This window comes from Achromobacter kerstersii (assembly GCF_902859595.1).
Classification (GTDB): Bacteria; Pseudomonadota; Gammaproteobacteria; order Burkholderiales; family Burkholderiaceae_B; genus Achromobacter; species Achromobacter kerstersii.
The window spans coordinates 837,052-861,036 of record NZ_CADIJQ010000001.1; the positions used below are offsets into that span (position 1 = coordinate 837,052).

At 57.8% G+C, this 23,985-nt stretch carries 22 protein-coding genes and 1 pseudogene; 12 read left to right on the top strand and 11 right to left on the bottom strand.

Annotated features, from left to right (window positions below; all coding sequences use genetic code 11):
• A complete protein-coding gene (locus tag HV765_RS03635) occupies positions 1–984 on the bottom strand; it encodes a GlxA family transcriptional regulator (RefSeq protein ID WP_175168821.1) in 984 nt (327 codons plus the stop codon).
• Between the two features lie 154 nt (positions 985–1,138).
• Between HV765_RS03635 and HV765_RS03640 the strand changes: the two genes are divergently transcribed.
• Positions 1,139–1,582: an OsmC family protein gene (locus HV765_RS03640; RefSeq protein ID WP_175168822.1), complete on the top strand. Its 444-nt coding sequence runs from the start codon at positions 1,139–1,141 to the stop codon at positions 1,580–1,582.
• A gap of 256 nt (positions 1,583–1,838) precedes the next feature.
• Here the strand turns inward: HV765_RS03640 and HV765_RS03645 are convergent, their stop codons facing one another.
• Together HV765_RS03645 and prpC are read right to left on the bottom strand one after the other, a co-directional pair.
• Complete coding sequence (locus tag HV765_RS03645; protein ID WP_175168823.1) at positions 1,839–2,588, bottom strand: sulfite exporter TauE/SafE family protein; 750 nt, start codon at positions 2,586–2,588, stop codon at positions 1,839–1,841.
• A gap of 457 nt (positions 2,589–3,045) precedes the next feature.
• Positions 3,046–4,169: pseudogene (gene prpC, locus HV765_RS03650) on the bottom strand (bifunctional 2-methylcitrate synthase/citrate synthase); the annotation flags it as partial.
• 211 nt (positions 4,170–4,380) lie between these two features.
• On the opposite strand from prpC, the gene HV765_RS03655 reads away from it, so the two are divergent.
• Complete coding sequence (locus tag HV765_RS03655; RefSeq protein WP_175168824.1) at positions 4,381–5,292, top strand: LysR family transcriptional regulator; 912 nt, start codon at positions 4,381–4,383, stop codon at positions 5,290–5,292.
• Between the two features lie 143 nt (positions 5,293–5,435).
• On the opposite strand, the gene HV765_RS03660 is transcribed toward HV765_RS03655, so the two are convergent.
• Entirely contained in the window at positions 5,436–6,305 is an 870-nt protein-coding gene (locus tag HV765_RS03660; protein WP_175168825.1) for a LysR family transcriptional regulator, read from the bottom strand.
• Positions 6,306–6,327: 22 nt separating this feature from the next.
• Complete coding sequence (locus HV765_RS03665) at positions 6,328–7,233, bottom strand: LysR family transcriptional regulator (protein WP_175168826.1); 906 nt, start codon at positions 7,231–7,233, stop codon at positions 6,328–6,330.
• Between the two features lie 72 nt (positions 7,234–7,305).
• Between HV765_RS03665 and HV765_RS03670 the strand changes: the two genes are divergently transcribed.
• The 4 genes from HV765_RS03670 to argE all read left to right on the top strand — a co-directional run bounded on the left by HV765_RS03670 (position 7,306) and on the right by argE (position 12,390).
• Positions 7,306–8,505: a pyridoxal phosphate-dependent aminotransferase gene (locus HV765_RS03670; protein WP_175168827.1), complete on the top strand. Its 1,200-nt coding sequence runs from the start codon at positions 7,306–7,308 to the stop codon at positions 8,503–8,505.
• A 94-nt stretch (positions 8,506–8,599) separates the two neighbouring features.
• Positions 8,600–10,207 carry a thiamine pyrophosphate-binding protein gene (locus tag HV765_RS03675; protein ID WP_175168828.1) on the top strand — a complete coding sequence of 536 codons (1,608 nt, stop codon included), beginning with the start codon at positions 8,600–8,602 and terminating at the stop codon, positions 10,205–10,207.
• 117 nt (positions 10,208–10,324) lie between these two features.
• A complete protein-coding gene (locus HV765_RS03680; protein WP_276529710.1) occupies positions 10,325–11,233 on the top strand; it encodes a Bug family tripartite tricarboxylate transporter substrate binding protein in 909 nt (302 codons plus the stop codon).
• Positions 11,233–12,390: an acetylornithine deacetylase gene (gene argE, locus HV765_RS03685; RefSeq protein WP_175168830.1), complete on the top strand. Its 1,158-nt coding sequence runs from the start codon at positions 11,233–11,235 to the stop codon at positions 12,388–12,390. The genes HV765_RS03680 and argE overlap by 1 nt, the downstream gene beginning before the upstream one ends.
• A gap of 16 nt (positions 12,391–12,406) precedes the next feature.
• On the opposite strand, the gene HV765_RS03690 is transcribed toward argE, so the two are convergent.
• Positions 12,407–13,327 (bottom strand): DMT family transporter, encoded by a 921-nt coding sequence (locus HV765_RS03690; RefSeq protein ID WP_254600433.1) that lies wholly within the window; start codon positions 13,325–13,327, stop codon positions 12,407–12,409.
• A 158-nt stretch (positions 13,328–13,485) separates the two neighbouring features.
• Between HV765_RS03690 and HV765_RS03695 the strand changes: the two genes are divergently transcribed.
• The 4 genes from HV765_RS03695 to HV765_RS31790 all read left to right on the top strand — a co-directional run bounded on the left by HV765_RS03695 (position 13,486) and on the right by HV765_RS31790 (position 17,528).
• Positions 13,486–14,679 (top strand): CaiB/BaiF CoA transferase family protein, encoded by a 1,194-nt coding sequence (locus HV765_RS03695; protein WP_175168831.1) that lies wholly within the window; start codon positions 13,486–13,488, stop codon positions 14,677–14,679.
• 76 nt (positions 14,680–14,755) lie between these two features.
• Complete coding sequence (locus tag HV765_RS03700; protein ID WP_175168832.1) at positions 14,756–15,715, top strand: Bug family tripartite tricarboxylate transporter substrate binding protein; 960 nt, start codon at positions 14,756–14,758, stop codon at positions 15,713–15,715.
• A gap of 58 nt (positions 15,716–15,773) precedes the next feature.
• The gene (gene acdA / locus HV765_RS03705; protein ID WP_175168833.1) at positions 15,774–16,979 is read left to right on the top strand and encodes a 3-sulfinopropanoyl-CoA desulfinase; all 1,206 of its coding nucleotides are present in this window, start codon (positions 15,774–15,776) and stop codon (positions 16,977–16,979) included.
• A gap of 324 nt (positions 16,980–17,303) precedes the next feature.
• Positions 17,304–17,528, top strand: coding sequence for an aldehyde dehydrogenase family protein (locus HV765_RS31790; protein ID WP_276529711.1), 225 nt, complete (start codon positions 17,304–17,306; stop codon positions 17,526–17,528).
• A gap of 526 nt (positions 17,529–18,054) precedes the next feature.
• Here the strand turns inward: HV765_RS31790 and HV765_RS03715 are convergent.
• Genes HV765_RS03715 through HV765_RS03725 form a run of 3 tightly spaced genes read right to left on the bottom strand, consistent with a single transcriptional unit; the run spans position 18,055 to position 21,088 of the window.
• Positions 18,055–19,104 (bottom strand): amidohydrolase family protein, encoded by a 1,050-nt coding sequence (locus HV765_RS03715; RefSeq protein WP_217483331.1) that lies wholly within the window; start codon positions 19,102–19,104, stop codon positions 18,055–18,057.
• Positions 19,105–19,127: 23 nt separating this feature from the next.
• Positions 19,128–20,105 carry an alpha/beta fold hydrolase gene (locus tag HV765_RS03720; protein WP_175168834.1) on the bottom strand — a complete coding sequence of 326 codons (978 nt, stop codon included), beginning with the start codon at positions 20,103–20,105 and terminating at the stop codon, positions 19,128–19,130.
• Positions 20,102–21,088, bottom strand: coding sequence for a Bug family tripartite tricarboxylate transporter substrate binding protein (locus HV765_RS03725; RefSeq protein WP_175168835.1), 987 nt, complete (start codon positions 21,086–21,088; stop codon positions 20,102–20,104). Before HV765_RS03725 ends, HV765_RS03720 begins: the two co-directional genes overlap by 4 nt.
• Positions 21,089–21,216: 128 nt before the next feature.
• Between HV765_RS03725 and HV765_RS03730 the strand changes: the two genes are divergently transcribed.
• Together HV765_RS03730 and HV765_RS03735 are read left to right on the top strand one after the other, a co-directional pair.
• Positions 21,217–22,170, top strand: coding sequence for a LysR family transcriptional regulator (locus HV765_RS03730; protein WP_175168836.1), 954 nt, complete (start codon positions 21,217–21,219; stop codon positions 22,168–22,170).
• 104 nt (positions 22,171–22,274) lie between these two features.
• Positions 22,275–22,724, top strand: a complete 450-nt coding sequence (locus tag HV765_RS03735) for an IclR family transcriptional regulator domain-containing protein (RefSeq protein ID WP_175168837.1) — start codon at positions 22,275–22,277, stop codon at positions 22,722–22,724.
• Here the strand turns inward: HV765_RS03735 and HV765_RS32155 are convergent.
• On the bottom strand, positions 22,630–23,130 hold the full coding sequence (locus HV765_RS32155) for a LysR substrate-binding domain-containing protein (protein WP_175168838.1): 501 nt from the start codon (positions 23,128–23,130) through the stop codon (positions 22,630–22,632). The two genes, HV765_RS03735 and HV765_RS32155, sit on opposite strands and share 95 nt — an antisense overlap.
• A 518-nt stretch (positions 23,131–23,648) precedes the next feature.
• Complete coding sequence (locus tag HV765_RS03745; RefSeq protein WP_175168839.1) at positions 23,649–23,978, bottom strand: carboxymuconolactone decarboxylase family protein; 330 nt, start codon at positions 23,976–23,978, stop codon at positions 23,649–23,651.
• Between the last annotated feature and the right edge of the window lie 7 nt (positions 23,979–23,985).

Sequence of the window (23,985 nt, forward strand, 5' to 3'; positions counted from 1 at the left end):
TCACGGTACGTTCCCGGCACTGAATCTGCGGCGATAGTCGCTCGGGGACAGCCCGACGATACGCGCGAAGACTTTCCTAAACGCGCCAGGGTCGTTGTATCCGACTTCCCAGGCCACCCGATCAATGGAGACAGAGCCGAATTGAAGCAGTTCTCTCGCCCGTCCAACCCGTAAATGTTGGCAATACTCGGTTGTCGTCATGCCGGTGGCCTTTTGAAAGCGTCGAAGCAAAGTGCGCTCTTCAAGATTGGCCTGCGCGGCGAGTACCTGCAGTCTCGTTTCCTTGCCCTGAGTGGCTTGCAGCCAATGCTGCACTTTCAGCACGGCCGCATCGCCGTGGGAAAGTTTTGGCGAGAACACACTGTAGTAACGCTGTTCTCGACCGGGGGGGTCTACTAGCATCATTCGCGCCGTGGCAAGCATCACCGTTGGGCCGAGCAGCCTATCCACCAATCGCAGCCCCAGATCAGTCCAAGACATCAGACCGCCGGCTGTTATGACGTCGCCGTCATCAATAATGAGTCGGTCAACATCAACGTGGACGTCAGGAAAGCGGCTTCTGAGGTGATCTGCATACGTCCAATGAGTGGTCATGGGCCGGCCATTCATCAATCCGGTCTCGGCCAACAGAAAGGCGCCTGCACATACCGAGCCGACTACGACGCCTGCGCCATGTTGTTGGCATAGCCAATCGGTGAGCGACGGATCCGATGTGCCCTCCGTCGGCTCGGCCAAGGAGGGCGGCAGTATCAATGCCGATAACCGCGACATAGTGCTAGCCCCATTGTCAAAGACGCGTACTGGGGCAACTCCTCGCGCGGTTTGCTTCCAGTGGGTGACCCTCAGTGGGAGGCTCGGTTGGTCTTCGTAGGAAGCTGCGACGGTGTTAGCAACACAGAATAGGTCTGTCAGTCCCAACACCGACGCCAGTTGGGCGCCGGGATAAATGACAATTCCTACCTCTAATCGATTTACTTGTCGCATGTGTCGGCGCTGCCTTCAATTTTGTCGCTTTCGCCGCTCGTCAATTTACCATTCGGTCGGCAAACTAGGCGTGTGAATGAGCCGGCGGAAGCGTTATCCTCACGACCTCGCCAGCCACTCACGGATCCTTTGCAAAGCAAAATCAGGAGTAGCGATGGCTGAAACGAGAACGAAATTAACGACCACCTGGACGGGCCTATTGCAAGGAGAGGGGCGGGTCGGCTCAGCGACGATTGACTTGCCTCTCGCCATTCCACAGTCGTATGGTGGCACCGGTGCGGGCTCGCATCCGAAAGAGCTCCTTATGGCTTCAGCGGCGGCCTGCTACGCCATGACGATCGCAGGGATGCTTGCGGCCCGCAAAATTGAGCAGGCAGGACTCACCGTGGTCTCTGAGCTATCGGACGCATCAAACCAAGGTATGCAAATAACTCACCAGGTTCAAATCGAGCTGCCGTCCAACGCGACTCAGGAGCAATTGGACGCGGTGGAGTCGCTGATCGAGGCGGCGGACAAATCTTGCATGATCGGCAATCTTCTGAAAGCCGCGGGAGTCCGGATCGAGGCCTCCGGTCAGGTGGCGACGCTTTTAGGATGAGCATAGGGCGACCCTCGTAACGTCGCACTTGGCTTCACGCTCTGTCAGGTTATGAACTCGGCCAGCCTCGGCCGAGTACTCGAGCCCGGATCAGGCGGGGCTGCGGCGAGCTAAGGGTGCATCAAGCGAGATGGAATGGTCGGTCGACGATTGACCGTGCATTATCTTTTGCGTTGCGCTGACTTGGGCAGCGTACGTTATCAGGGCCATCCAAAGATGGGTCAGCCGTATAACGATGCTCGAGCGCCGCACTTGTCTAATGCGCGTCCAAAGTCGTCGCACGCATCAAGAGTGAAGTGCCGGTGGCGAGCAAAACGAGATACAAAACACGAAGGAATCGGGTTCTGTTCAATTTGTGCGCAATCCTATTGCCCAAGAAAACGCCCAAAGCCATCGCTGGCAGCAGTAACGCCGTTAGCCAGATCACCTGGGGGTTCGAATATTTGCCTGTAGTCGCAAATAGCACGACGCGGATCAACGCGCCGACCGCTATCAGGAACGATTGGGTCGCTCGTATGGCTGCGGGATCTTCCAGTCGCCGCGTAAGATAAACCGCGTATAGCCAGGCTCCAGCACCGAACATTGCACTGAGCGTCCCCCCGGCGAAGCCGTACCACCAAGCCCAGCGAGGGCCTGTAGTTCTTGCCCGGGGGCGCGACAGTATGCCTCGCAGCGCGTAAAGGACGACAAAAGCCCCTAGAAGCGCCATCAGCGCTGCCAGTGGCACGACGATGAGCAGGTATGTCCCAACAACTAGCCCCAAAGTCATTGCCGGCAAGATATGTAGCACTTCTGATCTCGCTGCTTGCCTCCGTAGCTTCAGGCCCATGCCGCTGGATGCGATAAGATCAAGGACAGATTGAACTGGAATAAGCGTTGGCAGCGGGACAACCTGCGCGACGATAGGCGCTGAGATCAGCGTCGTACCGAATCCGACCATTGCGAATACGGCATAGGCCACGATGAACGTCGGAACGGTAACGAGGAGAACGTAAAGATCTGGCATGGTCGACGATGTGCTAAGGGGCGTTCGAGTGTATGTCGCCGCCTCTGCGTTGCAAAGGGGCGCGATTGCGACCTTCGATTTCTAGCGGCATGGAAGTCCTCACATTATGCGCATACCCTCTGGGTTTTCAGGCACGGATGTGGGCCCATCCATACCCTTGCAATTTCGCGATCTCAAGTACAGTTGAGACTTTTTTTACCCGCGATGGCGCTCAATCAAATCGCCAACGGCGAGCGCGGCGTTGTAGCCACGTGCGAGTACAGCCGAATTTGCAGGATTTCATATCTTTTTGATTGATTTTTTTTGTAGTTATTTCGGCCGGCTTAGAGAGAGGTCAGGCAGCACAGACGACTGCCGTGTCGCGGTAGGTTCAATGGATTGCGACGACACAGCGTGTCAAAGCCTCGTTAAAGCAGAGGGCGTTGAAGACTGCCCCTGCCCAATTCTTCCCGATGGCTCATTCCCGCCCGTCGTTGGGCACGAACTTCTGGTCTCCCGGGCCCACGTAGTTGGCGGTGGGGCGGATGATCTTGTTGTCGATGCGCTGTTCGATGATGTGGGCCGACCAGCCCGCCGTGCGCGCGATGACGAACAGCGGGGTGAACATGGCGGTGGGCACGCCCATCATGTGATAGCTGACGGCCGAGAACCAGTCCAGGTTGGGGAACATCTTCTTGATGTCCCACATGACCGTTTCCAGGCGTTCGGCGATGTCGAACATCTTGGTGCTGCCGGCCTTTTTGGACAGTTTCTTGGCCACGTCCTTGATGACCTTGTTGCGCGGGTCGGACACGGTGTAGACCGGGTGGCCAAAGCCAATGATGACTTCCTTGGCCTCGACGCGGCGGCGATGTCGGCTTCGGCTTCGTCCGGCGAGTCATAGCGCTGCACGTCGAACGCCACTTCGTTGGCGCCGCCATGCTTGGGGCCGCGCAGCGGGCCGATGGCGCCGGCAATCGACGAGAACATGTCCGAGCCCGTGCCGGCGATGACGCGCGCGGTGAAGGTCGATGCGTTTAACTCGTGCTCGGCGTACAGGTTCAAGGAGATGTGCATCGCCTTGACCCATTCGTCGCTGGGCTTTTCGCCGTGCAGCAGGTGCAGGAAGTGGCCGCCGATGCTGTCGTCGTCGGTTTGCACGTCGATCATGTGGCCGTTGTGGCTGTAGTGATACCAGTACAGCAGGGCCGAACCCAGGTTGGCCATCAGGCGGTCGGCGATGTCGCGCGCGCCGGGGGTGTTGTGGTCGTCTTTTTCAGGCAGCACGCAGCCCAGCACCGACACGGCGGTGCGCATCACGTCCATCGGGTGGCTGGAGGCCGGCAGCGCTGCCAGCGCCACCTGCAATTGGGCGGGCAGCCCCCGCAGGCTCTTCAGCTTTTGCTTGTAGGCGGTCAGCTCGGCCTTGTTGGGCAGCTTGTCGTGGACCAGCAGGTGGGCGATTTCCTCGAACTCGCTGGTATGCGCGATGTCCAGGACGTCGTAGCCGCGGTAGTGCAGGCCGTTGCCGGTGCGGCCTACGGTGCATAAGGCCGTGTTTCCGGCGACAACGCCTGATAAGGCGACAGATTTTCTGAGTTTGGCGCTGACGTTGCTGTTGTTGTTTGCTTGAGAACGGGTCCAGGTATCACTTCTTCCACTAAAGAATCAATCAGGCAGCGGGCCTAGATCGGGTTTTAGTTTCAGTCTGGTGTGCCTCCGTTAAGATCAATGCCAGTCGCATATTCAGTCTAAATTTCAACAAATTCACGATCAAATGAGTTTTTTATCAATGGCGGTAGGAGAAAGACAGATGACTGACAAGGCTGCTAAATCGTTGTCGCTGAAGCAGTTGGAGTTGTTCATTGCATTGGCTTCGTCTGACAGTATCTCTAGTGCAGGCGCTCGCCTGGGCATGACACCTTCGGCAACGAGCCATGCGCTTCGAATTTTGGAGTTGACGCTTGGTGCTCCGCTCGTTGACCGAAATGCGACCGGGGTTCAAATGACTTACGCTGGACAGCAGGTGCTCCCACATGTCCGGGATATTTTTGCTTCTTTGCAGGTCCTGAGGGCTACGGCAAGTGCAAGTGCGGGCCTGCGGGCCGGTATGCTCACGCTGGGATCGCTCGGGGCAAGCTCTTCCCTTAACATCCTTCCGCCACTGCTTGAGATGTTCAAGGAGCGTTACCCCGGGGTCGGTGTTTTCGTCACTGAGAAGCCGGATTCCGAAATGGAACGGGCACTGGTAGAACGCAGAATCGAAATAGGGGTAGTGGCGCTACCGAAGCCGGAGCTCGACACCCTTCCGCTGGTGGTCGATGAGCTGATGGTCGTTCTCCCGGAAGGGCATCCATTGGATCACTGCCAAGTCATTAGCGTAGAGGACTTGGCCGACTATCCATTGATCATGACCAGAGCCGGGTCCCAGCCGGTCATTACCCGAATGTTTGAGCGATCGGGGATCATTCCGAAGATTGCACACGACCTATCTCAGATTATGTCGATCCTTGAGTTTGTGCGCAGGGGGCAAGGAATATCAGTTCTCGCTTCCCTCGTGCTTCCAGAAAGCTATAAGGGTTTGGTGTATAGGAAAATCAGCCCGCCGGTGAAGAGGAGGATCGGTCTGGCCTGTCTCAACGAACGGAAACTATCGCCAGCGGCGCACGCGTTCTGGGTGATGGTAAGGGACGCCGTTCCTTTACTGAAACTCCCGGTCAAGTAATTCCCGCATGAGCGCTCCCTACAGCAAGCCCGTACGTAACGCTACGGGGCCATGACCAACGCGGTACTAATGGTGATGCATGGGCGCAATTTCAATGATGGGCGTATGAACGGAACTTGAGCTGCGAAGGGAATGGCGGTGGGCTACGTCTGTTGATGTGCTCTCTTTATCTCCTTGACCAACAGGGAGGAAATCCGTGACGGGCTACGCTCCGCCCGTTCAATGAAAACGATCTGACGCTTGAGCTGTGGCTTGCCAAATGCGGTGCAGCTCAAGCCCGTCGCGGCAAGGCGGGCAGTATCCACGAGCGGCAGCACTGCGATTCCGAGTCCTTGCTGTACCAGCCTGATGGCCGTGTCCTCTTGTTCCAGCTCCCATATGTTTGAACAGTCAATGTTCAAACGCTTAAGCTCTTTGTCTATGGCTTTCGCGAGCGCCCGTTGTTCGGTGCGGCGAATCACGTGCCGGCGTGACCCTTCAGGCTTACCGATTTGACCCCGCACGCAGTCAACCATCCACAGCATTTCGTCGAAAAGAGGATGTTCGACGAGGCGCACGCTTGTTGCGCTCATCGACGTGGTGATCGCGGCATCTAGATTGCCGCTCTCCACCTGCGAGGCCAGAGCTTCTGGTGCTCCGGAAAACAAGGAAATGCGAAGCTTGGGGTGGTGCTTGTCGAAATGCTCCAGAACACTTGGTAGTACGCCATCAAAGACAGTTGAAATGGAACCCAATCTGATGTGCCCCGACAAGGGGCAAGAATCCGAAAGTTGGGAATGAATATTGTCGTAGATCGCAAGTATCTGTTGCGCACCCTCCACCAGGGTTCGACCAGCGGGGGTCAGAGAGATACTCCGGTTCGATCTATCGAACAACGTGGTGCGAAACTCCCGCTCGAGTTGAAGCATCTGCTGGCTCACCGCTGGCTGCGTAAGCTGCATTTCCCTCGCTGCACGACTAAATGAGCCCAGGCGTGCGGTTGCCTCTAGAATTCTTAAAGACCGTATTGACATGTCAAGTCGTTCAGCGAGCGCGTCAGCCGAGTTTCTTTTTCGCGAGGGACTTGGCCAGCTTCCAGAACGCTGATGCGGCAGGTGAAAGTCTTCCCTCGTTGAGACACGCAAGGCCGACGCGGCGCGACGTCACTGGCGTGATTGCCTTGTACAAGACCCCCTCATAGCGTGCAGGCAAGGCTAAGGACGCGACTACTGAAACTCCCTCGCCGCGAGCGACGAAATCCAGGATGGATAGCATCTGGGACAGCTCGTGCGTTACCTTCAATGGAACCTCCGCTTTGGCGAACATTTTTGCCACCAGCCCCTGAGACCCTGCATGGGTGAGGATAAATGCAGATTGAGCGAGTCTCTTGACGTCAATTGCTTCCAGCGCTGCTAGCTCGTGGTCCGCCGGGATGACCGCGACGAGTTCGTCGTTTGCGATCGACACGGTGTCGAACTCCGGCTTTGGCAGCGTCACCACCCCAATCTCCAACCTCCGCTCGATCAAGTCCTGCTCGATCTCGGAATCGGGCTTTTCGAACACACGGAGGTCGATGCCGGGGTAGAGCTTTCTGAATTGCTGCAATAGCGGAGGAAGCAATCTCAGCGAAGAGCTGAGTCCGAAAGATCCGATCTTCAGCGTGCCGCGCTTTAAACCCACGCTGGCGCTCGCCGTCGCTTGAATTAGCTGCAGCGCGGCGAAAAGGTCTCGAACGTGGGGAAGGATCTGATCTCCTGCATCAGTCAGCTCCAGTTTGGATGCATTGCGATCGATGAGCATCACGCCGAGTGTTGATTCAAGCGATCTGAGCGCATGACTAGTAGCGGAGGGGGTCATTCCGATCTTAGCCCCGGCGCTTGCGATACCGTCCGCGGCCGACAGGGAAAGAAGGAGTTCCAATTGGCGGAGGGTCGGTACGTCGGAGCCGAACGCGGTTTTCATGTTGAATTCAAATTCAATTGTAATTGAGTGATGTGAATTTTAGACTAATTCCATCAACTTTGGACTTTACCTATGTTTGCGCGAATCATTTCAAGCCTTCGTCTGTCCCCCATTCAAGTCATGGCAGAGCGGACCCGTCAAGCCGTGAAAAAAGGGGATAGTGTTATCGATATGACACTCGGGGAACCTGATTTCCCGACCCCCGAGCACGTCGCGGAAGCTGCTATACGAGCCATCCGGGAAGGAGAAACCAGGTACACCCCTATCAACGGAACCGTCAAACTCCGCGAAGCCATCGTCGACAAGTTCAACCGCGACAACGACATCCAAAGCACGATCGCCGATATCAGCGTTGGCTGTGGTGGAAAGCAGGTCATCTATCAGGCATTCCTTGCCACGTTGAGCGCCGGAGACGAGGTCGCGATGGCCGTTCCGTACTGGGCCTCCTACAGCGACATCGTGAGCATGAATGGCGGCACCTTCCGGCCGATCATGACATCGCCTGACAAGGGCTACGCATTGCAGGCAGCGGATCTGGAGGCGGCGATCACAGCGAAGACGAAATGGTTCGTACTGAATTCGCCCAGCAATCCGAGTGGTACCGCTTACGACTGGAACCAACTCGCCGAGTTTGCTGAGGTCATTCGTCGAAATGAGAACAAGGAATTCTTGATCCTCGTCGATGACATTTATGAGCACATTTTGTATGACGGCCGTCGTTTTTGCACCCTGGCGCAGGTGGCCCCCGATCTTGCGAACCGGATTTTGACCGTCAACGGCGTTTCTAAGGCGTACTCCATGACCGGCTGGCGTCTTGGCTACGCATGCGGTCCGCGTCCGTTGATTGAGGCTATGACGAAAGTTCAGATGCAGATCAATTCACACACGTCTTCGATCACGCAGGCTGCTGCGGTTGCCGCATTGACTGGCCCGCAAGACGAGGTCGGACGACGTTGCGCGGTATTTGAGCGGCGACGGGATTTCCTGTTGAACGAGTTCTCGCGAATTGATGGGCTTTCCACGCCAAAGCCGGAAGGGGCTTTCTACCTTTTCCCGGACGTAAGGGTGTTTGTCGGTCGGCGCAAACCGTCGGGCGAGATCATTGCCGACGACATGGCGCTTGCTTCGTATCTGCTGGATTCGGGGGTTGCAGCTGTTCCCGGCTCGGGTTTTGGCATGCCTGGGTTCTTGCGACTGTCGTACGCGACCTCCGACGAAAACCTCCACATTGCGGTGCAGCGCATGACACACGCGCTTAACAACCTGAATTAGTGCTCGCGAGCTAGGTGCGGCTACGCGACCGAAGAAGCACAAGACCACCCATCCCAGGTGGCCCGCGATCAATGCAGTTCTCTATGGAATAGTCATGTCTACCGTTTCCCAAATAATTGGCCGTCGTCTCTACGAGGCGGGCTGCCGTCACGCGTTTGGTATTCCCGGAGGGGAAGTACTTTCCGTAATGCGCGGTCTTGACGATGCTGGGGTGAAGTTCACGCTGGTCAAGCACGAAAACTCCGGTGGCTTCATGGCTGAGGGCGCGTTCCATCGAAGCGGAGCTCCGGGCGTGCTTGTCGCTACGCTCGGCCCAGGCGTTGCCAACGCAGTCAACGTTGTCGCAAATGCCTTGCAAGACAGGGTGCCGATGTTGTTCATCACAGGATGCGTTGATGAAGACGAAGCGGCGACGTATACGCACCAGGTCTTCGATCATTCAGCCCTGATGCGCCCGATTACGAAGGCGTCGCTGCGTATATCTGCAGGCGCGGCGGAGGCGATCATTGACAAGGCACTGGCGATCGCAATGGATGACCCGCCAGGCCCTGTTCATATCGACGTGCCAATTTCTGTAGCCGTCCAAGTCGTCGAGCACGCGAAGGGTACCCGCAGAGCGACATCAGCTCCGACGGCGCCAGCGAACACCGAACAATTCAAGGAAGCAAGATCCTGGCTCGCCGAGGCTAAGCGGCCTCTGATAATCGCGGGCGTCGAAGCGCTCCATCATCGCGCGGAGTTCGAGATCCAAGCCCTTGTGGCAGAAATGAAGATTCCTCTTGTCACGACCTACAAGGGGAAGGGGATCGTGGACGAGCGCAATGACCTGGTCATAGGTGGAATGGGACTTTCGCCACAAGCTGACAAGATTGTGCTTCCGCTCATTCAGAATGCAGACGTCATCCTGTTGGCCGGATATGACCCTATCGAGATGCGAGTCGGATGGCGCAACATCTGGGCCGACGACGCTCGCGTGATCGAACTGTCCGCCACGCAGAACACGCACTACATGCATCAGTCAGCGATCAGCTTCGTCGGAAATATCACGCATAGCCTTGCAGCCTTGCGTGAAGGTCTGTCCGGAGGATCGGAATGGTCTGGCGAAGCCGTATCGGCCATTAAAAAGTCCATTGCCTCCATCTATCGCGCGGACGAGGAATGGGGGCCGGCGGCGATCATTGATGTCGCCCGCGCAGAAATGCCAGAGAAAACCGTAGCGTCGGTCGATAGTGGTGCCCACCGTATCCTGCTGTCGCAAGTCTGGAATTGCTATGAGCCCAGGACGCTTATGCAGTCGTCGGCGTTATGCACTATGGGTTGTTCGTTACCCCTTGGTATCGGCGCCAAGCTTGCAGAGCCAGAACGTCCGGTCGCGGTCTTTACTGGAGACGCGTGCCTGGAAATGACGTTAGGGGAACTGGCCACGGCACGAGATGCCAAGACGCCGGTGATTGTGTTTGTGTTCGCTGACGAGTCACTCTCACTGATTGAAATCAAGCAGCGGGGAACTGGGCAGCCAAACCTCGGGGTGGACTTTCCAGGCACCAACTTCGCAGAGGTCGCGCGAGCGATGGGTGGGCTCGGCTTTGAGGTGGAAAGCCGAGCGCAACTTGCATCCGCAATTCGGGAGTCGCTCGCATCGCCCGTCTTCTCGCTTATTTCCTGCAAGATTTCCAGGAAGGCATACGACGGCCGGATCTGACCAATCGCCACACGCAAGGCCCCTGAGACAAGGCGGCCTGTCAAACCAGAAAGGGGAATAGCTATGAAGCGCCGGAGTTTTCTTAGTGCTTGTGCAGTTTCGCTGGTTGGAGTGCCGATGGTTAAGGCTCAGAATAGAGTCATCCGTATCATCGTACCGTTCGCTCCCGGAGGGACCGGGGACCTGATTCCGCGACTTATCGCGCAAGCCATGTCCGAGGTTCTGGGGGATACCGTAATCGTGGAGAATAAGGCTGGTGCAGGAGGCGTGGTAGGTTCGCTCTATGTTTCGCGAGCTGCTTCTGATGGGTTGACACTGGGGGTGGCCACGGTAAGCACGCATGCCATTCAACCCGCCGTCATGGCCAAGCCGAGCTACAGCCCGTTGGGCGACTTTTCGTCCATCTCGAACCTCGCAAAAGTTCCGAATATCATTTCGATCAATCCAAAAGTTCCAGCCTCTAACATTGAAGCGTTCGTAAAGCTGGCCAAACAAGCGGATCAGGACCTCACATACGGCTCGCCGGGAATTGGATCGCTTGGACACATGATGGGTGAACTGTTTGTTCAGTCCACAGGAACCCGGTTGCGGCATGTGCCGTACCGTGGCGCCGGACCAGCCTTGCAGGATACGATCGCCGGCCACGTCAATGTGCTATGTGACAATCTGCCAGCGTCCTTGCCCCATGTACAAGGTGGCCGACTTCGCGCGCTAGCAATCGCCTGGCCGAACCGGATCGATCAGCTTCCGGAAATCCCTACGTTTTCAGAGATCGGCATATCTGCGCTGAACGATCCGGCGTGGTTTGGGCTCGTGGGGCCGGCTGGCATGAGCCCGGACGTTGTGCAACGCCTCCAGACATCGGTGTCGGCAGCGATGAAGCGGCCGGATATCGTGGCCAAGATTCGCGAACTCGGCGCCGTTCCGTCGAGCAACACCCCGAGCCAGTTTTCCACGCAGATAGAATCAGAATTGAACAAATGGCGTGGTGTGGCCAAGGCTGCCAATATCTCATTGGAGGCGTGATGGATTCGACAAACCGCGAGTGTTCCCTCGCCACACTTTCTTGGCTTGCGCGCCTGATTGCATGCGAGACTGTATCTGGGACGGCGTCTAATCTAAAACTTCTCGCCTTGGTCGACAATGCGCTCCGGAATCTCGGATTCGCCCTTCGATACACCTATAGCGATGATCGTGAACGGGCGAATCTATTCGCCAGCTTTGGAGGAGAAGTGGGCGGAATCTTGCTCTCGGGGCACACGGACGTTGTGCCGGTTAGCGGGCAAGACTGGTCGCGGCCCCCGTTTGAACTGTCTCGCGAGCGAGACAAGGTCTACGGTCGGGGCGTGTGCGACATGAAAGGATTTCTGGCATGCGTCCTGGCGGTGCTTGAGGGTACCGATCTCCAGTCAGTGGGGCGTCCGATCCATGTGGCGTTCACCTTTGATGAAGAAATCGGATGCATCGGTGTACGAAGCCTTTTGGAAGATCTGTCTACCTTCGGCATCAAGCCCGACGCTTGTATCGTCGGCGAACCGACGGGCATGAGAGTTGTTCGCGCCCACAAAGGGAGGCATGCCTTGCGGTGCACTGTGCAAGGGCGAGCGGAGCATTCCTCGCTCAGCGGACTCGGCGTAAATGCGGCCGAGGTGGCTTGTGAACTTGTTGCCGAGATTTCTGCGCAGGCTTCAGCGCTTGCGATGTCCACCACAGACGAGGACTTCTACGTTCCGTTTTCGACCATGGCCGTGTGTCGAGTCCACTCGGGAACTGCCACAAATGTCATACCCGAAAAGGCCGAGTTCGATTTCGACTTGAGATTTCTTCCGTCGGCCAAGCCCGAGGACATTCTCACGCCGCTGTATTTGAAAGCGAACGAACTGGAACAACGGATGCGAAGCAAGGTTGATTCTTCCCGTATCACGTTGGCCCGTCGCACCGCAGTGCCGGCGTTGCTGCCAAGGAAAAACGAAGACCAGCTCGTCGAGAGACTCTTTAGGGCTGGAGCAGAATTGGGTGCGCATGTGGCATTCACGACGGAGGGAGGGCTATACCAGTCGGCCGGAATCCCAACCGTAATATGTGGTCCAGGCGACATAGCTCAGGCACACACCGCCGACGAATTCATTGCCATTGAGCAACTCGCGGTCTGCGAGTCCGTGATTCAACGACTGCTGCAGTGACGTCATTTGCCGCCGGTCATCCCTGCGACGAAGGCCGCCGGCGGCCAGCCTGCATGATCGCCATACCGGAAATGGCCAGCGCCGCGCCGAAAAACAACGACTTGTCTATCGGTTCCCCAAGCCAGAGGCTAGAAAACACCACGCCAAAAACCGGGACTAAGGTGATGTAACCGGCAGCAGCTCCTGCGCCCAGCGTTTTTACGCCATCGAAGTACCAGGCGTAGGCGATGGCAGTCGCCCCAATAGCTAATGCGAAAAGGCTTACCCATGATTTAGCGGAAGCCTCGCCCAAAGAGCTCCATGACGCGGTACCTTCAAGGCAGTAACTTGTCAGCAGCAGAAGCGCAGCGCCAATGGCTGTTGTTGCGGTTGTCGTCGTCAGGGAGTCCATGCCTTTAAGCACCACCCTGCCAATCAGCGTATAGGCAACCCAGCTCGCGACACAACCCCCCAGAAGCAGTTCGCCTTTTCCGAGCGTGGCCGCTGCTGACCCCGTATTGTTCCCCCCGATTGCGATGAATGCGCCGATCGCGGAGAGGAGCATTCCGGCGAATATGGTGGGGTTAAGTTTTTCTTTGAACAGAATCGCTGCGAGGAGCAGTGTGGCTCCTGGGTTCAAAGTGACGACGATCGCTGCTTTGCCGGCAGCTACGAGTTGTAGGCTAAACATAAAGAATAGCGAATAACCAAATACTCCTGCCAATGCGGCGACGGCAAGCCCGAGCCATTGGCCCTGACTGATTTTTCGGAGTTGGCGCAGGCTGGACGTCTGGTGCGTCCATAGCAATAGAACAACGCTCGCAAACACGAACCTCAGGCCTGCTCCGGCGATAGGGGGCATCGATAACGCCACGACCCGACCCCAAGGCCACGAAGCGCCCCATAGCGCAGCCATTCCAACCAGGCGGAGGTGAGTGGCGAATAGGGCGTTCTTCATGGTCAGCTTTTTATGTCGTAAGGAAACAGGACGACCGAAGCGTAATGCTTGCCACGCTTGTTGGCAATGTCATTTCATGCCGATGCATGTTGAAAAAAATCTCAATTGAAGATGAGGCATACGAATCCTAGACTGCTTCAAACCATATGGAGACAGGCATGCAGTCGAAGGACTACGGTGCGCTGCATGGCGTACGCATTCTCGATCTCTCGCGCATTCTGGCGGGGCCCAGCGCGACTCAACTCCTTGGAGATCTGGGGGCGGATGTCGTCAAGGTTGAAAAGCCCAATGAGGGCGACGACACTCGAAAATGGGGTCCCCCTTATGTCGTTGGCCATAACGGGAGTGACACGGATGAGAGCGCGTACTATCTCAGCGCAAACAGGAACAAGCGTTCGATAGCTATCGACATCGCTACCGGGGAAGGCCGGGAACTGCTGCTACGCCTGCTTGAGAATGCAGACGTGTTGGTCGAGAACTACAAAGTTGGCGGGTTGAAGAAATATGGCCTGGACTACCAGACACTGCAAAAGCAGTTCCCTCGTCTCGTCTATTGCTCAGTAACCGGATTTGGACAGACCGGACCGTACGCCACGCGGGCGGGTTATGACTTTTTGATTCAAGGTATGGGCGGAATCATGAGTCTTACTGGTGAGGCAAACGGTACGCCAATGAAGGTTGGGGTAGGCATCGCCGACGTAATGACCGGGATGTATGCGGCGGTCGGAATACTTGCCGCCCTGCGCCATCGAGATGCGACCGGGCAAGGGCAGCATATCGACATTTCGTTGCTAGATAGTCAGATCGCATGGCTCGTCAATGCAGGTACCAATTATTTGACCAGCGGAAACTTGCCCCGCCGGCTGGCGAACGGTCATCCAAACATCGTCCCGTATCAGGTCTTTGATGCCTCCGACGCGCCAATGATTCTTGCTGTGGGAAATGACTCGCAGTTTCGAAAGTTCTGCGAAGTGGCTGGAGAAGCGCGGCTTGCAGATGACCCGCGGTTCATCACGAACGTTGCCCGAATAGAGAACCGCGACGAGATTTGCGGCCTGGTGCAGAGCATCTTGGGGACTAGGTCTAGAGAGGAATGGCTGCGCTTGCTGCAGGCAGTCAATGTTCCTTGCGGGCCAGTTAATAACCTGAAGGACGTATTTGACGATCCTCATGTGCGGGCGCGAGGTGCGCATTTGAAAATGCCATGCGACTGGGCGCAGGGCGGCGAACTGAATCTGCTGTCAAACCCTTTGAGATTATCGGGATCGCCGGTTTCGTATCGACGCCCGCCTCCGCGCCTGAACGAGCACGAAGACGAGATCCTGACCGACTGGAACGCTCGGACTCCGTAGCGATCAGTCGGACGAATTTTTCAATAGCTGCACTAACTACGCCCCGCTTTGAGGGCGAGTCCACTAGGAGACGACCATGGACAGGAGACAGTTGTTGTTGCTTACCGCAGTCGCACCATTTGGACGTGCCTTCGCAGCCAACGAATACCCGGCTCAGACGATTCGTCTGATTGCGCCCTATGCGCCGGGGGGCACGGTAGATATCCTATCGCGGCAGCTCGCCGAACCTATGCGTTCCGGGCTGGGGCAATCGGTAATAGTTGAGAACCGGGGAGGAGCCGGTGGAACGCTCGGCGCTGACGCCGTCTCGAAATCAAGAGCGGACGGCTACACCGTTCTTTTTGGCGCCGTGCACCATGCCATTGCGCAATCGGTTTACCCGAAGCTTACGTACGACATCAGAGAAATGACTGCGGTCGGATTCCTGGGGCGTGTTAACCATGTGCTCATCGTAAACAAGGACTTGCCGGCGAAAGACGTTGCGGAGCTGGTGATATTGCTTAAAGAGAACCCCCAAAAGTACAGCTATGCAACCCCGGGAGCGGGGACCATGCAGCATTTGATGGCCGAGTACTTCAAAAGCGTGACGAAGACCCAGATGATGCACGTACCTTACAGGGGATCAGCGCCGGCGATCGTCGACATCATCGCCGGAAATGTACACATGATGTTTGAAACAATGCCTTCTGCAATCCAGCATGTGAGGGCGGGAAGCGTTCGCGCGCTGGCTGTTACGTCGAAGCAGCGGTCGACGAACCTTCCTGATGTCCCGACCGTCTCGGAGAGCGGCGCGGAGAACTACGACGCAACCAGTTGGTACGGTATCTATGCCCCCCCGAATACGCCACGCGACGCGGTCAACGCGCTGAACAAGGCGATCAATTCCGCGTTTCAGAATCCGGAGTTCGCCAAACGTTGGGTGGAGTTGGGAGCGGATGTCGGCGGTGGTACGCCGGCGGAACTCGATACGCTCACGCGGAACGAAGTCGAGCGTTGGGCCGCAATTGCGAAAAGCGCTGATATCAAGGTCGGGTGAGCGCGCCGAGGCGCTTGGCGGACTTCCCAAAAGTCAATTTACGTAGCAAGGAGTGGTGATGGTAATGCTGTCAAAGGAACAGGTTGATCTGCAGGCTCGGGCTCGAGATCTTGCTCAGCGTGTCTTCAAGCCCACAGCCGAAGAGACAGATCGAACCGAGCAATACCCTTGGGATAATGTGCGCCAATTGCGCGAGCACGGATTTATGGGAATGACGGTTCCCAAGGAATACGGCGGCCAGGGTCGCAGCCATCAAGACACAATCATCGTCGTGGAGGAAATGGCGAAGGCGTGTGCGACGATGGGAAGAATCTCAGTTGAAGCCAATATGGGGGCAATCGGCGCGATCATGCAATATGGGTCGCACGAGCAGAAGACTCTGGCTGCCGGCTGCGTTCTGTCCGGTGACAAACCGGCGATTTGTATTTCGGAGCCGAATGCCGGAAGCGCGGCTAGTGAAATGACCACACATGCCGTGCGCAGAGGCGATGAGTATTTGCTCAACGGCGAAAAATACTGGATCACGGGCGGCGGGGTGTCGCGTTTGCATCTTATCTTCGCCCGCGTCATTGAGGATGGAGTCGACCAAGGGGTTGGCGCCTTTATCCATGTTAAGGATGACGCGAAGGTCCAAGACGGCCTTGAGGTGGCCAAGCGATCCTATGCGATGGGCGTCAGAGGAATACCCGAAACGTACATCAAGTTCGCCGATTTAAGAGTACACAAGTCGATGCTGGTTGTGCCGCCGGAAGGGCTGAAACGTGGTTTTGCAGCCTTAATGCAGGCCTATAACGCGCAGCGCGTCGGTGCGGGAACGGTGGCGCTCGGCATCGCGCAGGGCGCTTTCGAAGAAGCGGTCGCTTACGTGAAACAGCGCAGCCAGTTCGGCCGTCCGATTGCGGAGTTCCAAGGCTTGCAGTGGATGATTGCCGATATGGCGATTCAGCTTAACAGTGCGCGGCACATGCTGCACTTTGCTGCGTTGAGCGGGACGCCGGAGACATTTGGATTCCCCAATATCTCGATGGCGGCCCAGGCAAAAATCCTTGCGGCCGAGACGGCCCAGCGCGTCACGAATGATGCCCTACAACTACATGGCTCTTCTGGCTACGGCCGCGATTTACCGATGGAAAGACACGTGCGAGATGCGCGAATGTTCACGATCGCAGGCGGGACAGCGCAAATTCTGCGTACGCAAGTGGCGTCATCCATTCTCGGGATGAAGCTGCCTCAGACTCGCGATGGGTACGTTCGAAATCGATAACACGGCATATTCCGTCACCGGTGAATCCCTGCATCGGGCCCTAACGAGCCCGTTGGCGAGATCTCGCCGGCTGCCCGGTTACTGTCCGTGTCCTCCTGGGGGTACCGTTGCCCATTGAGCTGATCTTGGGTGAACGCTGAACCTGAGTTTCCCGTTCTCAGCGTTCTTGCCCCGTCCTGCAAGGCAATAGACTATAGGCCGTATGGGGGCGCAGGAGGTCTCGGCCACGCTGCTGGTTTTGACCGGGATTGGTATTGTGCTGTCGGATGTCCTACCGGCCATGCAAGTTTCTCAGGAAGAGGTGATCGGGCCAGTCCTGGCCAGATGCCTTATGACACGGTCGAGCAGGCACTGGAGTTAGCCAACTCGACGAGGTATGGTTTGTCTGGCGCCGTCTGGTCCAACGGATCGGCACAAGCTGCAGCCTTTGCCCGACAGCTGGTAACTGGGCAGGTCATTGTCAATGGTGCGCCTCAGAACCTGGCCACGTCTTTTGGCGGCCGATGCGGTTCGGGCCCTCGGGTGCGAGAACGGCCGCTTTGGCGTTGAAGAGGTCTGACCTATCGTTCGTTGCACGGGTTGGGTAGGCCGGGCAACTGATGTTGCGTCAGGCAGAAGGCGCAATGCACCACGTCGATGGCATCCGCGGGTCCGGGCGGCGGTTTGCCGGCTTCGTGCGCGCGGCCATCGACGGCGATACGTCGAAGCCCTGAGGAGGCACTGACTTCGACGAAGGAAATTGACGTTCCAGCGCCTGTGAGGTCAATGATCTGCCCATGACGGTGCCCGTGATCCGAACGGTACCATTGCAAGCACGAACTACAACAACGCGCAGGCGCAGGCCAATATTGGGGCGGATTTTTCGCCTTGGTGCGGAGTGTGGATTGGTAGTTGGTGAGTGATAGAAAATCCGTGGAGACCGTACCGGCTGTCGTACAAAACGTCAGTTCGATTCGGCCTTTTTCCGAGGTGCTAGGGTCTGGCGCCAGGACAATGCTGCGGAGCATGAGCGGCAACCACAGCACGGCACGGGCGCTTGAGGTTCAGCGCGAACGTTGGGCCCAATAGGGTCGTTTCAAGCGAATCCATACACTTCCTTCGGGTTGTCCACTAAGATCTTCTTGCGTAATTCCTGCGACGGCGCCCACTTGCCCAGCAGGTTCAACATACGGCCGTTATCCACCGCGTACGGTTTGGTAATGTCGGTGGCCGCCACGACACCTGGTTTGCCCGGATGCGGCCAGTCCGTTCCCCATAGCATGCGTTCGGGATTCGCCTTGATCAGTGCGGCTGCCAACGGCGCGACGTCTTCATAGTCAGGCGCTCGGGTCGAACTGCGATACGCGGCCGACAACTTCACATACGCTTTTCCTGCGCGTACCAATGACAGCACCGCATCGAAACCTGGCTGCGACACGCCTTTTTCGGCTTGTGCTCCCGCAAAATGGTCGAACACGGCGGGAACCGGTAGCGCGCCCAACTCTTTTTCCAGGGCCGCGATCAGTGACAGGCTGGCGTAGATCTGCAAATGCATGCCTTGATCGGCGACCAGGCTGACTGCCTGCTTCAACCGCTTGGCGGCGACGACGGGATCCGTGACGCCGCCCGCTTCCAGATTGATACGCAGGCCGCTAATGCCGGCTTGCTTCAGTTCTGCCAGCTCTTCGGCGTTGGCTTCATCGGCCACGACGCCCACGCCCCGTGCGCGTTGCTTGCCCAGCATGCGTATCGCATATAACGTAGCCGTGTTGTCATTGCCATACACGCTAGGCGTCACGATTACGACCCGATCTAGGCGTAGGCTGTCTTGCAGATCCAGTAATTGGCCTATGGATGCATGCGGTGGTGTATAGGTGCGGCTGCTGTAGAACGGGAATCGCGTTTCATCGGGGAACACGTGCACGTGGCAATCACAGGCCCCGACGGGCACTTCGAAGTTCGGCGGCGTGGTCGAGTTGGTGGTGTCTTTGCTTGTGCTGCTTGCCGGCTGGCTAGTGGATAGCAGCGCCAGGCCAGCACCCGTTGCAACGGCCTGCTTGATCCAATCTCGGCGGGATTCTCTTGTTGGGGCTTTGGTATGCATGGTCGTAGTCTCGGTTATTGTTGTTGATGCTCTGGAAGTCAAATAAAAGCCAGCGACTGACCACGTTACGCGATCAGTTTTCGTGCTAACCAGTCCAGCACATGCCGCGCTACGATTTCGCTGTTCGTATCCATCATCAGCATGTGGGAATTTCCGGTAATTCCGATCGCGGGCAAATCCAATATCTGGACAAGCGGGCTTTGCGCGGCGAACGCATTGATTGCCTTGCGCATAAGTGGCCAGCGTGCATCGCGGTTCATGTGGTCGCCCAGCACGATCAGCGTGGGCACTTGAAGTCCGTGGACCTGGATAGCGTCCATGGGCACGGCGGCGGGTTCCAGCGCCACGATGGCTTTTACTCGATCGGGATTTGTGATGGCGGCCCTCAAGCCGAACACGCCGCCTTGTGAATGACAGACGATGGCTGACGGCCCTACGCGCGACAGCAACGCCGCATAAGCGTTGGCGATCACATCATCGGTATGTGTCCAGCGCGGCACTAGTTGACGTACGAACGTAGCAAACGCCTCGATCGGAAATCGTTGGCCCGGATACGCAAACTGCGCCAACTCGTCGATCTGCGCGGCTGAAGGCGCGGCTCCGAAACGAAAGCGGTTGAAGACAACGCTGGCGGTTTGCGAAATCGGTGCGGGCCAGACTTGCGGCACGGGAGCATACCCTGCGCGGCCGCGCTCCGCAGCGTCACAGACGTATACGTCCCATCCTTGACGTAAGAACTGGCTAGACCAACCTTCACGACGGTCGGGAGTCGTTTCCCAGCACGCGCCCGTCAGACCCCCTCCATGCCAAAACAGCACCGGAATGTCGCTGCAGGGCTGGGCTGCCAGGAAATACTGCGCGTACATTTGCCCGATAGCGTATTGGCCGTTGGGGTCCAACGTGACCGGCGTGCCGCCTGCCGCCAGGGTGTGCTGCTGCAGCGGCAGTCCGTCCAGCGCGATCAGGTCACCGCCCACATGCAGCGAGCCCATGCCCCGCAGAGTCAGCGGCGCCTTTGCGGGCGTGTTCGTCGTCACGGTCATTCCGCGCTGATTCCTTTTTCACGAATCAGCGTGCCCCAGCGTGTGACCGATTCCTGTAGAAACTGCGAGAACTGTTCGGGTTTGCCGGCAGCAGGATCCAGGCCCATTTCACGCAGGCGAGCCACAGTTTCCGGCTTTTGCAGCGCTGCCTGGATCGAGGCGTTCAGGCGCGCGACGCGGTCGGGCGGCGTTCCTGCCGGGGCCAGCATGCCAAACCACGGCGTGATGATGAAGTCGGGATAACCGCTTTCGGCAAACGTAGGCACGTCGGGAATGACCGGGCTGCGTTCCGTGCTGGCCACGGCCAGCGCGCGCAGCTTACCACTTTGAATATGAGGCCCCGACGCCGGCAGATTGTCGAAGTACATATCGACTTGCCCACCCAACAGGTCCGCCGCGACCTGGCCCGCTCCCCGATAGGGGATGTGGGCAATATCCACGCCGGCTTCTTTCTTTAGCAGTTCCAGCGCCAAATGCGCCGAGCCGCCAACGCCCGACGACGCAGCGTTGAGTTCACCCGGGCGAGCCTTGGCCAGGTCGATGAATTCCTTCAACGTCTTGGCTGGGACCTTGGGATTGACCACCAGCACGCTGGGCACGGTGGCCAGCATGGACACGGGGGCGAAATCCTTGACAATGTCGTACGGGGCAGGCTTGTACAGCGATTGCGCGACGGTGCAACTGAATGCGCACACCAACAAGGTATGCGCGTCGGCTTTGGATCGGCCTACGTATTGCGCACCCAGGTTGCCGCCAGCGCCAGCCTTGTTTTCCACGATCACGGTTTGGCCCAGATCGGCGCCCATTTCCTCGGCTAGGATACGCGCCAGGATGTCGGGCGTGCCGCCTGCGGGGAACGGAACCACCAGGCTGATGGGGCGGTCTGGGTAATTGTCCTGGGCCTGTGCCACGGGAGCCTGCAGGGCCAGGGCCAACGCGGTGCAAGGCGCCAGTGTGTATACCAGTTTTCGCCATAGAGTCATGGGAGACTGTCTCCTGTTATCTGTTTATGTTGGGGGCAATATAGGCAGGCGGCCCGCCCTGGGGAAATAATTCCTTGATAATATGGCCATACCCAACTTGGTATGAACATGGCTAGCCATGCATTCTTATGACCCGCACCGACCACCATCAGGCCTTGCGCCGCCTGGACCTGAACTTGCTGTTGATCCTGGACAGTCTGATGACCACGCGCAGCGCCACTGCCACTGCCCGGGCGCTGCATAAGACCCAGCCTGGCGTCAGCCGTGACCTGGCCAAGCTGCGCCATGCGCTGGGCGATCCGCTTTTCGTACCGGTCAAGGGCCGCCTGGAACCCACGGAACGCGCGCTGGACTTGCATGCGACCGTGCGCGTGGCGCTGCAGCAGCTAGATCACGCGTTAAGCGGTACGCAGACGTTCGAACCGGCGCGCATCAACGATGTGGTCAATATCGGCGTGGGTGCCCATTTCGAGTTGTTGCTAGCACCAGCGTTGATCGATATCGTGTCCAAGACGGCGCCGGGTTTGATTCTGAGGTTTCATTCGGTACATGGGGATTTCGATCCAGCGGATCTGGATCGCGAAGTGCAGGACGTATCGATTGGATTGTTCGAAGACATCCCGCAACGGTTCGCTACCACGCGACTGTTTGGCGACGAGCGCCGCATTGTAATGGGCCGCGGCCATCCGCTGGCAAATCGGCGCCGTATCCGAATGGAGGATCTGACCGAAGGCGACTGGTTCGCGTTTTCGCAAATGCACAGTCATCGTACGAACTTGGACCGGGCGTTAAAGGGCTACCGCCAGCGGATTCCGTTTCGCGCGTATCTGTCGGGATTCGGGATTAGCCCGTATTTACTGACAGGCGACCGGTATGCGACCACCATGCCATCATTTGCCGCGAAACTGCACGAGCGGTATTTCGACGTGGTGTCTAAGCCCATGCCCGCCCCGTTGCGTCCCTTGACGTTCCGCATGGCGTGGCCTCGCAGGCTGGATGGCGCACCCACGCACCAGTGGGTGCGGCATCAAATTGGGTGTGTGGTGAAGGAATTGATCCATCAGGGTTGGCTACATGAGTGAACTCACCGAGCGCTTTCGGCAACGCACGCACGAACTGCTTCAAAACCGATATGTTGTAGCGTTGGATCCTTTGCATATGGTGTATCTGAAGTGAAACTCAGAGGTTGCGTCCGTCCGGGCGCGACCTGCTGGTAATTGACCGCCACCTGGCCGAACGCGAGTTGCAGGTCATCCAGCGACCAGGCATCAGTGTCCCGCTGATTGGTGCCACAGCGGGAACGGCGCTGCTGCCACTGCAAAGCAGTGAAGCGAGACGGGCCATCGTCGCGGATGCGCGCATCACCCCAATGGCTGCACGAGCCAGCTTGGGCATGCTTCCAACCGTATTGAAGGGCATTCGCGACACCGGCTGGGCGTCTGGCGAAGGCGAACTGATGGAGGGCACTTCCACGATCGCCACCGCGTTTGACACTGTGCTCCGGCCGTTGGCGGTGTCGATTCCGGTTCCTACCGCGCGATTCAGCCCCACTCGGTCGTTGTTTCGGGATTGCCTTCTGCAGTGTCGCGACAAAATCCTGAGTGACATCGGGCTCCAAGCACTGCAGCAACGCTAGTGCCGCTTTGCCGGACCTCCAGTCGCGCGATCACTCCGCGCGGCCTACCCGGGGGCATCATGGGGCTTGCCATCCAGGCCCGCTCGACCGTCTTCATGGGGAGCGCTTCATACAGCCGTCCCCGCATTGGTCCAGGCAATAGAGCTAAGTCATACTGCCCCCGATTGAGCCTGTCTAATAATATCCCACCTTTGTTGACTGCGATTTGCACTCGCAGATTCAGGTGGGCAATGCGAATGCGGCGCACGAGGGATGGTAGCCAAGACATCGCGGTAAGCTCGGTGGCGGCGAGTCTGAATACCACTTGCGGAGGCTCGGAAGCTCCATTGAGCATTCCCTTGGAGACCGCAAGAATCTCCTCAGCCCCTGCCATGATGCGTTCATCTGCAGGTGAACGGGCGCGCATCTTCGCGGCCGTTCCCACCGACTGCACGCGGCCGCAAGCCCTCGCTCATATCCATTGACTACGTTGACGGGGAGCCTTGATTGGACAACGGCCACTCCGGACCCATAGCGGGCATTAGCGGTGCGGACGGCTTATCCTATGTTGCTTTGGGCAAGGGTGAAGGAGAAATACGTGCGTTGCATGGCCACGAGCAAGGCGCCTCGCCCACCACACGTTTGTTTTCTCTGGCCAGTACTCGCGCCAGTAACGGCCCACTCATGGCCGACGGTCGGCATCACTACTGTCACGATTGGCCCGGGATCTGCGTACTCTAGACCGACCAATCCTCTAATACGGAGTGACGGCCCGCAGCCTGCGGGCACTCTCGCCCCGAGAAACCCACGGAAAGGCCCAGCGTCACGGGCGGGGCCTTGTCTGAAGCTCTGTGCTGACGGGACCCTGGCCGCTGTGTCACCGACATGCTGCCTTAGCGGGTTGGTCTTCACACTAGGAAACCCGTGACTGCACTTAGTGCCTTTTCACGAGGTCTCAGCGATGCCTTTCATTGCCTGCCAGCCGTGGGTAATGCCCCCTCCGGCGCGAAGCGCTGTAGCAACCATGATTGCTTCAGCCACCTCTTGTTTCGAAGCGCCGGCTTCCACCGCTCGGCGTGCATGGTCAGCAATGCAATATGAACATTGTGTCGTGACTGCTACGCCTACCGCAATCAGCTCTCGGGTAGCCAAGCCCAGACTGCCGATATTCTTGTTGAAGACAGCCTTGTCGAAGTTGAAAAAGGCCGCCACCATTTCGGGCGCTGCTCCCTGAAGTTGCGCCATGTACTTTACGTCGTCATTGTGATTGTGCATTCTCAAG